We start from the raw sequence: 12978 nt of genomic DNA on the forward strand, positions 1-12978 counted from the left end.
GCACGCCTGGCGCACCACCCATTTGCCGATGGGGATGATCAGGCCGGTTTCCTCGGCCACGCTGATGAACTGGTCCGGGCGGATCATGCCGCGCTCGGGGTGGTTCCAGCGCAACAGCGCTTCCAGGCCCAGCAGCCGACCGCTGCGCAGGCAGATCTTGGGCTGGTAGAACACTTCCAGCTCGTTCTGGGTCAGGGCGCGGCGCAGGTTGTTCTCTACGAACAGTTTGTAGCTGGCTTCGGCGTTCAGCACTTCGGTAAACACCTGTACCTGATGCTTGCCGTTGGCCTTGGCCTTGTGCAGCGCCAGGCCGGCGTTTTTCATCAGGCTCGCCGGGTTGACGCCGTGCAGCGGGGCGCAGGCCAGGCCGACCGAGGCGGTCACGTTGATCAGCTGGTTATCGACGAACATCGGCTTGTCGAGGGTACGCAGCAACTGCAGGGCAACGCCTTGGCCGTCTTCCAGGCTGGTGTCATCGAGCAGCACGGCGAACTCGTTGCTGGCAAAGCGCGCCAGGATGCCCCCGGCGTGCAGGCTGTTGCGCAGGCGCCGGGCCAGGCTGATCAGCAGCTTGTCGCCGGTCTGGTGGCCGAGGCTGTCGTTGATGCGCTTGAAGTTGTCGATGTCGACCAGCAGCAGGCACATCGACTTTTCGCCATCGTGGGCGAAGCGCTCGTCCAGGCTGCGGATGAACGCAGGGCGGTTGCCCAGGTTGGTCAGGTTGTCGGTGTAGGCCAGGCGCTCGATGCGTTGCTGGGCCAGCTTGGTCTGGGTGACGTCTTCGTAGATGCCGATGTAATGGGTCAGCTCACGGTTGTCGCCATACACCTTGGAAATCGACAACTGGCCCCAGTACGGCTCCAGGTTCTTGCGCCGGCTTTTGAATTCGCCCTGCCAGCTGTTGCCCATGGCCAGGCTCGACGGTGAGTCGAACAGCAGTTCGCTGAGGTTTTCCAGCGCCGGCAGCTCGCCCAGGTGGCGGCCTTGCACTTCATCGGTGCTGTACTGGGTGATGGCGGTGAAGCTTGGGTTGACGTACTCCACCCGGCCGTCGCGGTTCACCAGCAGGAAGGCGCTGGCGCTTTGCTCGACCGCGCGCTGGAACAGATGCAGGGCGCTGGCCGCAGTGCGCCGGTTGTGGTTGGTGATGACCTGGGCGAACTGGTCGGCCAGCTCGCCGGCGAAGGCGATTTCATCCGACTGCCAGGCCCTTGGCTGGCCGGTCTGTTCCAGGCACAGCACGCCCACGACCTGCCCATCGACGCGGATGCTGGCGTCGAGCATGGCTTTGTTTTCCGGTCGCAGGCTTTTTGCCAGGGCGCGGGTGCGCGGGTCGTGGTTGGCGTTGTGGGCGTCGATCGCGCGGCTGGCGTGCAGCGCATCGAGGTAGTCCGGGAAACGGCTGGCATCGATGGCTTCGGGCTGACGGTGCTCCTGGGCGTCGCGGTACCAGGCGGTGATCGGCTCCAGGCGCTGCTCATCCAGGTGCCAGATGCTGGCGCTGTCGACCTTGTAGATCTCGCAGGCGCTGCGGGTGATCAGCTGGGCGGCCTCCAGCAGCGAGTTCTCGGCGCTGTAGCGCTGGCGGGCCAGGCGCAGGATAAGGTCTTGCTGGCCGTGTACACGTTCCAGGTGTTCAAGTTGCTCTTGCTGGGCGCGTTGGTTCAGTTGCAGGCCCAGTTGCAGGCGGTTGTTGCGCGATTCCAGCTCACTGGCTTCGCTTTCGCCTGCGTCTTCAAGCGGTTCGTCCAGCACACTCAGGTAGCCACGCAGCAGCTGGCGGTTGTGCTGTTTGTAGGCCTCACCGGCTTCCAGCAGGCGCAGCGACGCGGTTGGGGTGTGCAGGGTGTAGCGCACCCGGTAATAGCTGCGCTTGGCCAGTTGCAGCTGGATCTCGTCGTGCAGCCGGTAGCGTGCCTCGGGCTCCATCAGGCTGGCGTAGGGCGCGTCGACCAAGGCGCACAGGTCGCCGGCCAGCAGGCCGAACTGGCGCTCGCAGGCAGCGTCCAGGTAGAGCATGGCCCAGGTGGCTTCGTTGAGCCTTTCGAAACGCAGCATGCCGAGCCGCGAGGGCACGGGTAGCTGCGTGACGACCTCGGCCGCCACACGGCTGGCGGCATCGGGTTGGCTTTTCATCGAAGACTCGCTTGAAGAGGGGGCGCGGCCTTGGGGCGGCGGCGGTTCTGGCAAGGTTGCATCATGTCCCGAGGGCTGGCAAGCGGCCATGTGGGATGCTGTGGACGGGTTATCGGCTGTTTGGCCGGAAATGTTAGTTCGCCTTGAGAATTTTGGCGTCTGGGAGATCGAGCGCCGCCCGCGCGGCGCTGGGTTTCCCAGGCGCTGAAACTCTACCGGCGGACAAAAAAAGCCCCGCCAGTTGGCGGGGTTGAGGTACGAGCGTGGCAGCTCGAAAAGGGTACTGCCCCTGCACGCAGGGGCAGTGTGCAGCTTTACAGCAGCATGGTGCGGATATCGCCCAGCACGTCGCCCAGGCGCTTGGTGAAGCGCGCAGCGGCAGCGCCGTTGATCACACGGTGATCGTACGACAACGACAGCGGCAGCATCAGCTTAGGCTGGAAGGCCTTGCCATCCCAGACCGGCTGCATGGTCGCCTTGGAGACGCCCAGGATAGCCACTTCCGGCGCGTTGACGATCGGCGTGAAGCCGGTGCCGCCAATGTGGCCGAGGCTGGAAATGGTGAAGCAAGCGCCTTGCATCTCGTCAGCCGACAGCTTCTTGGTGCGGGCTTTTTCGGCCAGCGCAGCAGCTTCGGCAGCCAGTTGCAGCAGGCTCTTCTGGTCGACGTTCTTGATCACAGGGACCAGCAGGCCGTCCGGGGTGTCCACGGCGAAGCCGACGTTGACGTACTTCTTGCGGATGATGGCCTTGCCGCTTGGTGCCAGCGAGCTGTTGAAGTCCGGCAGTTCCTTCAGCAGGAACGCGCAAGCCTTCAGCAGCAGCGGCAGCACGGTCAGCTTGACGCCAGCCTTCTCGGCCACGGCCTTCTGCGCAACGCGGAAGGCTTCCAGCTCGGTGATGTCGGCGGAGTCGAACTGGGTGACGTGTGGCACGTTCAGCCAGCTGCGGTGCAGGTTGGCAGCACCGACCTGCATCAGGCGGGTCAGGGCCACTTCTTCCACTTCACCGAACTTGCTGAAGTCCACGGCAGGGATCGGCGGGATGCCAGCACCACCGGTTGCACCGGCGGCGGCCGGCGCTTCCTTGGCCTTCTGCATCATCGCTTTGACGTAGACCTGCACGTCTTCTTTCAGGATGCGGCCGTGCGGGCCGGTGGCGGCAACAGCGCCCAGCTCGACACCGAATTCACGGGCCAGTTGGCGTACCGCCGGGCCTGCGTGAACCTTGGCGTTGTTGCCGGCAGCCGGTGCAGTAGCAACCGGTGCAGCGGCAGCAGCCGGGGCGGCAGCGGCAGGTGCGGCAGCAGGTGCAGCCTCAGCCTTGGCCGGGGCAGCAGCGGCAGGCGCCGGTGCGGCAGCCGGGGCAGCGCCCGCGACTTCCAGCTTGAGGATCAGGTCGCCAGTGCCGACTTCGTCGTCCAGCTTGCAGATCACTTCCTTGACCACGCCAGCGGCAGGCGAAGGGATTTCCATGGAGGCCTTGTCGGACTCCAGGGTAATCAGCGACTGGTCGGCTTCGACGGTGTCGCCGGCCTTGACCAGTACTTCGATGATCTTGGCCTTGCCCGACGAACCGATATCCGGCACGTGGATGTCCTGCACGCTGGCGGCAGCCGGGGCTGCTGCCGGAGCAGGCGCTGGTGCGGCTTCAGCGGCAGGCGCTGCAGCAGCCTGGGCCGGGGCAGCGGCAGGCGCCTCAGGCGCCGCAGCAGCGGCGCCCTCGGCTTCCAGTACCAGCAGCTCGTCGCCTTCTTTCAGGCGGTCGCCCAGCTTGACCTTCAGTTCCTTGATGACACCGGCCTTGGGGGCCGGGATCTCCATGGAGGCCTTGTCGGACTCCAGGGTCAGCAGGCTCTGGTCAGCCTCGATACGGTCACCGACCTTGACGAACAGCTCGATGATTTCACCTTCACCGCTGCCGATGTCAGGTACGCGAATGAGTTCGCTCACTTAAAAATACTCCTCAGCAGTCCAGTGGGTTGCGCTTGTCCGGGTCGATGCCGAACTTGACGATGGCGTCAGCCACAACCTTGGGTTCGATCTCGCCACGGTCAGCCAGGGCTTCCAGGGCAGCCAGCACCACGAAGTGGCGGTCGACTTCGAAGAAGTGACGCAGCTTCTTGCGGCTGTCGCTGCGGCCGTAACCGTCGGTACCCAGGACCTTGAACTCTTTGCTCGGTACCCACTGGCGAATCTGTTCGGCGAACAGCTTCATGTAGTCGGTAGAAGCGATGACCGGGCCTTTGCGACCGTTCAGGCACTGCTCGACGTAAGTCTCCTGTGGCTTCTGGCCAGGCTTCAGGCGGTTTGCGCGTTCCACGGCCAGGCCGTCGCGACGCAGTTCGTTGAAGCTGGTGACGCTCCACACGTCGGCACCGACGTTGAACTCTTCACGCAGGATCTTCGCCGCTTCGCGGACTTCGCGCAGGATGGTGCCGGAGCCCATCAGCTGAACGTGGTGCGCGGCTTCGCGGGTGTCTTCCTCGAGCAGGTACATGCCCTTGATGATGCCTTCCTCGACACCGGCCGGCATGGCTGGCTGCTGGTAGGATTCGTTCATCACGGTGATGTAGTAGAAGATGTCCTGTTGCTCTTCGGTCATCTTCTTCATGCCGTCCTGGATGATCACCGCCAGCTCGTAGCCGTAGGTCGGATCGTAGGTGCGGCAGTTCGGGATGGTGCCCGCCATCATGTGGCTGTGACCGTCTTCGTGCTGCAGGCCTTCACCGTTCAGGGTGGTGCGCCCGGCAGTACCGCCGATCAGGAAGCCACGGGTGCGGCTGTCGCCAGCGGCCCAGGCCAGGTCGCCGATACGCTGGAAACCGAACATCGAGTAGAAGATGTAGAACGGCAGCATCGGCTGGTTGTGGCAGCTGTACGAGGTACCGGCAGCGATGAACGACGACATGGCGCCGGCTTCGTTGATGCCTTCCTCGAGGATCTGGCCCTTCTTGTCTTCGCGGTAGAACATCACCTGGTCTTTATCGACTGGCTCGTAGAGCTGGCCGACCGACGAGTAGATGCCCAGCTGGCGGAACATGCCTTCCATACCGAAGGTACGGGCTTCGTCCGGGATGATCGGGACGATGCGCTGGCCGATGTCCTTGTCCTTGACCAGCTGCGCCAGAATACGCACGAAGGCCATGGTGGTGGAGATTTCGCGGTCGCCCGAGCCGTCCAGGATCGCTTTCAGCGTTTCCAGTGGCGGGGTCGGCACGCTGAAGCTCTTGGCGCGGCGCTGTGGCACGAAGCCGCCCAGGGCTGCACGGCGCTCGGCCAGGTATTTGGCTTCGGCAGAACCTTCTTCCGGCTTGAAGAACGGCAGGTTCTCCAGGTCGGCATCCTTGACCGGGATGTCGAAGCGATCACGGAAGTGACGCAGGCTGTCGACGTCGACCTTCTTGGTGTTGTGCGCGGTGTTCTTGGCTTCGCCAGCACCGGTGCCGTAACCCTTGATGGTCTTGGCCAGGATGACGGTCGGCTGCTCTTTATGGTTCACAGCCTGGTGGTACGCCGCGTAGACCTTGTACGGGTCGTGGCCGCCACGGTTGAGCTTCCAGATCTCGTCGTCGGACAGGTCTTCGACCATGGCCTTGAGCTCTGGGGTGTTGAAGAAGTTTTCACGAACGTACGCGCCGTCTTTGGCTTTGTAGTTCTGGTACTCGCCGTCGATGACTTCGTCCATGCGGCGCTGCAGGGCACCGTTGGTGTCCTTGGCCAGCAGTGGGTCCCAGAAGCGGCCCCAGACGACTTTGTTGACGTTCCAGCCACCGCCACGGAACACGCCTTCGAGTTCCTGGATGATCTTGCCGTTGCCGCGAACCGGGCCGTCGAGGCGCTGCAGGTTGCAGTTGATGACGAAGATCAGGTTGTCCAGCTTCTCGCGGCCGGCCAGGGCGATTGCGCCCAGGGATTCCGGCTCGTCGCACTCGCCGTCGCCCATGAAGCACCAGACCTTCTGCTTGCCGGCCGGGATGAAGCCACGGGCTTCCAGGTACTTCATGAAGCGCGCCTGGTAGATGGCCTGGATCGGGCCCAGACCCATCGATACGGTCGGGAACTGCCAGAAGTCAGGCATCAGCCATGGGTGTGGGTACGAAGACAGGCCTTTGCCGTCCACTTCCTGACGGAAGTTGTTCATCTGCTCTTCGTTGATGCGGCCTTCCATGAAGGCACGGGCGTAGACGCCTGGCGAAGCGTGGCCCTGGAAGAACACCAGGTCGCCGCCGTGTTCATCGGTCGGGGCCTGGAAGAAGTAGTTGAAGCCGATGTCGTACAGGGTGGCGCTGGAGGCGAAGCTGGAGATGTGTCCGCCCAGGTCCGAGTCTTTCAGGTTGGTGCGCATGACCATGGCCAGGGCGTTCCAACGCACCATCGAGCGAATGCGGCGTTCCATGAACAGGTCGCCAGGCATGCGTGCTTCGTGGGTGACAGGGATGGTGTTGCGGTATGGCGTGGTGATCGCATACGGCAGCTGGGAGCCACTGCGGGTGGCCAGCTCGCCCATACGGGTCATCAGGTAATGAGCGCGGTCTTCGCCTTCTTTGTCGAGGACCGACTCCAGGGCATCCAGCCATTCCTGGGTTTCGATTGGATCGAGGTCTTGCATGGCTTGCTCCAGGGCGGAAAGGCAACCAGAATCGATTGCCTGAGATTGCGACTGGCCTTATGGGCAGACGTCGTGAATTCTTGGATTACCGGGGTGTCATCCGGCGCCGTGTAGTTTTACTACATTTGCTTCCGCATTTCATGCTTTTACACGACATGAGTAGTAGTAAAACTACATTTGTGCGACGTTTGGTCGCACCTTGGCTTGTGAGGAAAAACGTTCATGTTGGTTGGCATTGTGTCGCGAACGGGTGGTTCTTGATGTTTGTTGCCAGATTTTCGTTTTTTTCAGCTATTTCCAACTTTTGTACGACAGTCCAACCGTGGTCCGGCTTTCCCTTGGCCGCTTTTTCCCTTCTATTTCACGCCGATCAAGGATAGACCATGCGCCTACCTTTGCCGCCAGACCTGCCCACCAGCCTGCAGCCGCTGGTCACTCGCAACCAGCAGTTCCTCGGCGATGCCGTGGCTGGCCACCCCGAACTCGACCTGAGCAGTTGGAGCCCGGCCCATCGGCAACAGTTCGATCAGGTTGCCGCCGCCAGCGACTTCGTCCTCGGCCTGGTCCAGCGCGAGCCCGCCATGCTCTGCGCGTTGTTGGCCAGCGGCGAGCTGGAGCGGCGTTACGCAGCGGGTGAACTGCGCGGCCATATTGCCGCGACCGCCCGCGCGGCGCAGAGCGAGGACGAGCTGGCGCGCAATCTGCGCCGCGAGCGCAACCGCCAGCAGCTGCGCATCATCTGGCGCGACATCACCCGCCAGGCCGAGCTGGGCGAAACCTGCCGCGATCTGTCCGACCTGGCCGATGCCGCCATCGACGAAGCCTACCAGTGGCTGTACCCGCGCCATTGCCAGCAGTTCGGCACGCCCATCGGCAACCGCAGCGGCCAGCCACAGCACATGGTGGTGCTGGGCATGGGCAAGCTGGGCGCGGTGGAGCTGAACCTGTCGTCGGACATCGACCTGATCTTCGGCTTCCCTGAGGGCGGCGAAACCGAAGGGGTCAAGCGCTCGCTGGACAACCAGGAGTTCTTCACCCGCCTGGGCCAGCGCCTGATCAAGGCGCTGGACCCGATTACCGTCGACGGCTTCGTGTTCCGCGTCGACATGCGCCTGCGTCCTTACGGCTCTGCGGGCGCGCTGGTGCTCAGCTTCAATGCGCTGGAGCAGTACTACCAGGACCAGGGTCGCGACTGGGAACGCTACGCGATGATCAAGGCACGAGTGGTGGCCGGCGACCAGGCGGCAGGTGCGCAGCTGCAGGAGATGCTGCGCCCGTTCGTGTACCGCCGCTACCTGGACTTTTCTGCGATCGAAGCGCTGCGCACCATGAAGCAGCTGATCCAGCAGGAAGTGCGGCGCAAGGGCATGGCCGACAACATCAAGCTGGGTGCCGGTGGCATTCGCGAGGTGGAGTTCATTGCCCAGGCCTTCCAGCTGATCCACGGCGGGCGCGACCTCAGCCTGCAGCAGCGGCCGTTGCTCAAGGTGCTGGCCACCCTGGAAGGCCAGGGTTACCTGCCCCCAGCCGTGGTCGCCGAGCTGCGCGAAGGCTATGAATTCCTGCGCTACACCGAACACGCCATCCAGGCCATCGCCGACCGCCAGACGCAGATGCTGCCCGACAGCGAGCTCGACCAGGCGCGGGTTGCCTACATCCTCGGCTTTGCCGACTGGCAGGGTTTCCACGACCAGTTGATGTACTGGCGTGGCCGCATCGACTGGCACTTCCGCCAGGTGATCGCCGACCCGGATGATGAAGACGGCGAGGGCGAGCTGGTAGTGGGCGGCGAATGGTCGCCGCTGTGGGAGCAGGCACAGGATGAAGAGGCCGCAGGGCGGCAGCTGCAGGAGGCCGGTTTCAAGGAGCCCGTCGAAGCGCTGCGGCGCCTGGCCGCATTACGCTCCAGCCCGCAATTGCGCTCGATCCAGCGTATCGGCCGTGAACGCCTGGACGCCTTTATCCCGCGTTTGCTGGCCCAGGCCGTCGAGCATGACAACCCCGACCTGGTGCTTGAACGGGTGTTGCCGCTGGTGGAGGCGGTGGCGCGGCGTTCGGCCTACCTGGTACTGCTGACCGAAAACCCTGGAGCCCTGCGCCGCCTGCTGACCCTGTGCGCCGCCAGCCCCTGGATCGCCGAGCAGATGGCCCGCTACCCGCTGCTGCTCGATGAACTGCTCAATGAAGGCCGCCTGTTCAGCCCGCCGCTGGCGCCGGAGCTGGCCAGCGAGCTGCGTGAACGGCTGACGCGAATCCCCGAGGACGACCTGGAACAGCAGATGGAGGCGCTGCGTCACTTCAAGCTGGCCCACAGCCTGCGGGTGGCCGCCTCGGAAATCAGCGGCAACCTGCCCTTGATGAAAGTCAGCGACTACCTGACCTGGCTGGCCGAAGCCATCCTCGACCAGGTGCTGGCCCTGGCCTGGCGCCAGACCGTGGCCCGGCATGGCCAGCCCAAGCGCAGTGACGGCAGCTTGTGCGACCCGGGCTTCATCATCATCGGTTACGGAAAGGTGGGTGGCCTGGAGCTTGGGCACGGCTCGGACCTGGACCTGGTGTTCATCCACGACGGCGACCCGCAGGCGGAAACCGACGGTACCAAGCCCATCGACAGCGCCCAGTTCTTCACCCGCCTGGGCCAACGCATCATCCACCTGCTGACCACCCAGACCAACTCGGGGCAGCTGTATGACGTCGACATGCGTCTGCGCCCCTCGGGTGCCTCGGGCCTGCTGGTGAGCTCGCTGGGCGCGTTCGAGCGCTACCAGCAGAACGAAGCCTGGACCTGGGAACATCAGGCCCTGGTGCGAGCCCGTGTGCTGGTGGGTTGCAAGCAGGTCGGCACGGCGTTCGAAGGTGTGCGTGCCAAGGTGCTGGGCCAGGCCCGTGACCTGGAAAAACTGCGCACCGAAGTGAGCGAAATGCGCGCCAAGATGCGCGGTAACCTCGGCACCAAGGCCACGGCTGCCGGTACTGCGGCCAATGCTTTCGAAGCCGGTGTACCCTTCGATATCAAGCAGGATGCCGGCGGTATCGTCGATATCGAATTTATGGTGCAATACGCCGCTTTGGCCTGGTCCCACGACCACCCGGCCATACTCCGATGGACCGATAACATCCGCATTCTGGAAGAGCTGGAGCAGGCAGGTTTGATGCCGGCCAGTGACGCGGTGCTGTTGCGTGAGGTGTACAAGGCGTTCCGCTCGGCCTCGCACCGCCAGGCCTTGCAGAAGCAGGCCGGGGTGATCGACGCGGCGCAGTTTGCCGACGAACGCCGTGAGGTGCGGCGCATCTGGGGTGAGTTGGGCCTGACTTGAGACTGTCGGGGCGGCAAAGCAGCCCCAAAGGCTCATGGTCCACCACCGGTGTTACACTGTCCGCCACATAGCCTGAATATAAAGAGGGGAGGCCAGGCTGTACCGCAGCCTGTAGCCTCCCCGAGCGTTTCTGGACTAAGCATGAGAATACTGATCATTGGCCCCAGCTGGGTCGGCGACATGGTGATGGCGCAGACCCTGTTCCAGTGCCTGAAACAGCAGCACCCCGACTGCGTGATCGATGTGCTGGCCCCCGAGTGGAGCCGGCCGATCCTCGAACGCATGCCCGAGGTGCGCCAGGCCTTGAGCTTCCCGCTCGGCCACGGCGCGCTGGAGCTGGCCACGCGGCGGCGCATCGGCAAGTCACTGGCCGGCCATTACGACCAGGCCATCTTGCTGCCCAACTCGCTGAAGTCGGCGCTGGTGCCGTTCTTTGCCGGCATCCCCAAACGCACCGGCTGGCGCGGCGAAATGCGCTTCGGCCTGCTCAATGACGTGCGCAAGCTGGACAAGGCCCGCTACCCGCTGATGATCGAGCGCTTCATGGCCCTGGCCTATGCGCCCGGCGCCGAGTTGCCGCAGCCGTACCCGCGCCCCAGCCTGCAGATCGAAGCGCAGAGCCGTGAGGCCGCCCTGGCCAAGTTTGGCCTGGAGCTGGACCGCCCCGTGCTGGCGCTGTGCCCAGGTGCCGAATTCGGCGAGGCCAAGCGCTGGCCGGCCGAGCACTATGCCGCTGTAGCCGATGCAATGATCCGCCAGGGCTGGCAGGTGTGGCTGTTCGGTTCGAAGAACGACCACCCGGTGGGTGAGCAGATCCGCGACCGGCTGATCCCGGGTTTCCGTGAAGAATCATCCAACCTGGCCGGCGAAACCTCGCTGGCCGAGGCCATCGACCTGATGTCCTGCGCGCATGCCGTGGTGTCCAACGACTCCGGCCTGATGCACGTGGCGGCTGCGCTGAACCGCCCGCTGGTGGCGGTGTACGGCTCGACTTCGCCAGGTTTCACACCGCCGCTGGCCGAGCAGGTGGAGGTGGTGCGCACCGGTATCGAGTGCAGCCCGTGCTTCGACCGTACCTGCCGCTTCGGCCACTACAACTGCCTGCGCCTGCTTGAGCCGGGCAAAGTCATTGCCGCCCTGCACAGCCTGAGCGGCCCGGATTTGATCGATACCGTGGCCGAGGTCGACTAAGTGCGGGTACTGATCATCAAGACCTCGTCGCTGGGTGATGTGATCCACACCCTGCCGGCCCTTACCGATGCCGCCCACGCCATCCCGGGCATCCGTTTCGATTGGGTGGTGGAAGAAGGCTTTGCCGAAATCCCCAGCTGGCACCCCGCGGTCGACCAGGTGATCCCGGTGGCGATACGCCGTTGGCGCAAAAACCTCTGGCAAACCATCAAGAGTGGCGAGTGGAAGGCGTTCAAGCAGCGTGTGCGCGAGCGCAAATATGACCTGGTGATCGATGCCCAGGGCCTGGTCAAGTCGGCCTGGCTGACCCGCCTGGTGAAAGCCCCGGTAGCCGGGCTGGACCGCTACTCGGCCCGCGAAGGCTGGGCCAGCCGCTTCTATGACCGGCGCCTGTCGGTTGCCACGGGGCAGCACGCCGTGGAGCGGGTGCGCCAGCTGTTCGCGATGGCCCTGGCCTACGACCTGCCGGAAGGCCTCGGCGACTACGGCCTCGACCTGCAGCGCCTGCAACTGCCGCCGGCCGCCCCGTACGTGGTGTTCCTGCATGGCACCACCTGGGTGACCAAGCACTGGCCCGAAGCCTACTGGCGCGAACTGGCCGAGCGCATGGGCCGGCGCAAGCTGGAAGTGCGCCTGCCCTGGGGCAACCCGGCCGAAAAGGCCCGCGCCGAGCGCATCGCCCAGGGCTTGAACAACTGCCAGGTACTCCCCAAATTGAACCTTGTCGGGGTTGCTCGCGTACTGGCGGCGGCAAAGGCCTGCGTGGCGGTCGATACCGGCCTTGGCCACCTGGCGGCGGCACTCGATGTACCCACCATTTCGCTGTTCGGCCCGACCAACCCGGGCCTGACTGGCGCCTACGGACGGACCCAGATTCACCAGGCCAGTGACTGGCCTTGCGCTCCCTGCCTGCAGAAGAAGTGCACCTACAAACCGAGCGCCGATGACCTGCGCCGGTTCGATCTGAATCGCGAGTGGCCACTGTGCTTCACTCGCCTGAATCCCGAGCATGTGGCGAGCCGCTTGAGCGCGTTGCTGCTGGCTGAGGATGTCCGTTGATGCAACTGGCTTTCGTGCTTTACAAATATTTCCCCTTCGGCGGGCTGCAGCGTGATTTCATGCGCATTGCCCTGGAATGCCAGAAGCGGGGCCACCAGATCCGTGTCTACACGTTGATCTGGGAGGGCGACATTCCGCCGGGCTTCGAAGTGCTGGTGGCGCCGGTGAAGGCGATTTTCAACCACCGCCGCAACGAGAAGCTCAGCGCCTGGATGGCCGCCGACCTGGCCAAGCGCCCGGTCGACCGGCTGATCGGTTTCAACAAGATGCCCGGGCTGGACGTGTACTACGCCGCCGACGGCTGCTTCGAGGACAAGGCGCAAACCTTGCGTGGTGGCCTGTACCGTCGCTGGGGCCGTTACCGGCACTTTGCCGAGTATGAGCGTGCCGTGTTCGCCAAGGACGCGCATACCGAAGTGCTGATGATTTCCGAAGTGCAGCAGCCGCTGTTCATCAAGCACTACGGCACCCCGGTGGAGCGCTTCCACCTGCTGCCGCCAGGCATTTCCCAGGACCGCCGCGCACCGGCCAATGCCGCCGAGATCCGCGCCGGGTTCCGCAAGGAATTCAACCTGGATGACGACGACCTGCTGCTGGTGCAGATTGGCTCGGGCTTCAAGACCAAGGGTGTGGACCGCAGCCTCAAGGCCCTGGCGGCACTGCC

General features: G+C 64.2%; 6 protein-coding genes and 1 pseudogene. 4 read left to right on the plus strand and 3 right to left on the minus strand.

All coding sequences use genetic code 11. The features are described from left to right. The 3 genes from HP546_RS16560 to aceE form a co-directional block, all read right to left on the minus strand. Nucleotides 1-2136, minus strand: a 2136-nt coding sequence (locus HP546_RS16560) for a bifunctional diguanylate cyclase/phosphodiesterase (RefSeq protein ID WP_172227483.1), incomplete at its 3' end; no start/stop codon positions are given. A 314-nt stretch (nucleotides 2137-2450) separates the two neighbouring features. Next, nucleotides 2451-4088: a dihydrolipoyllysine-residue acetyltransferase gene (gene aceF, locus HP546_RS16565; RefSeq protein ID WP_172227485.1), complete on the minus strand. Its 1638-nt coding sequence runs from the start codon at nucleotides 4086-4088 to the stop codon at nucleotides 2451-2453. Between the two features lie 13 nt (nucleotides 4089-4101). Continuing rightward, on the minus strand, nucleotides 4102-6747 hold the full coding sequence (aceE, locus tag HP546_RS16570; protein ID WP_172227487.1) for a pyruvate dehydrogenase (acetyl-transferring), homodimeric type: 2646 nt from the start codon (nucleotides 6745-6747) through the stop codon (nucleotides 4102-4104). Nucleotides 6748-7130: 383 nt separating this feature from the next. Here aceE and glnE point away from each other — a divergent pair, with 383 nt between their 5' ends. From glnE to HP546_RS16590, 4 genes and pseudogenes are all read left to right on the plus strand, one after another. Further along, a complete protein-coding gene (gene glnE, locus HP546_RS16575) occupies nucleotides 7131-10064 on the plus strand; it encodes a bifunctional [glutamate--ammonia ligase]-adenylyl-L-tyrosine phosphorylase/[glutamate--ammonia-ligase] adenylyltransferase (RefSeq protein ID WP_172227489.1) in 2934 nt (977 codons plus the stop codon). Between the two features lie 141 nt (nucleotides 10065-10205). Continuing rightward, the gene (gene waaF / locus HP546_RS16580) at nucleotides 10206-11255 is read left to right on the plus strand and encodes a lipopolysaccharide heptosyltransferase II (protein ID WP_172227491.1); all 1050 of its coding nucleotides are present in this window, start codon (nucleotides 10206-10208) and stop codon (nucleotides 11253-11255) included. Beyond that, on the plus strand, nucleotides 11256-12314 hold the full coding sequence (gene waaC, locus HP546_RS16585; protein ID WP_172227493.1) for a lipopolysaccharide heptosyltransferase I: 1059 nt from the start codon (nucleotides 11256-11258) through the stop codon (nucleotides 12312-12314). Next, nucleotides 12314-12978, plus strand: a pseudogene (locus HP546_RS16590) (glycosyltransferase family 4 protein); the annotation flags it as partial. The gene waaC and the pseudogene HP546_RS16590, both read left to right, overlap by 1 nt.

This window comes from Pseudomonas sp. CM25, from assembly GCF_013179705.1.
Classification (GTDB): Bacteria; Pseudomonadota; Gammaproteobacteria; order Pseudomonadales; family Pseudomonadaceae; genus Aquipseudomonas.

Excerpts from the sequence above, each read along its gene's own strand:
- aceE (WP_172227487.1), bottom strand. The coding sequence starts at position 6,747 with ATGCAAGACCTCGATCCAATCGAAACCCAGGAATGGCTGGATGCCCTG.
- glnE (WP_172227489.1), top strand. The coding sequence starts at position 7,131 with ATGCGCCTACCTTTGCCGCCAGACCTGCCCACCAGCCTGCAGCCGCTG.
- waaF (WP_172227491.1), top strand. The coding sequence starts at position 10,206 with ATGAGAATACTGATCATTGGCCCCAGCTGGGTCGGCGACATGGTGATG.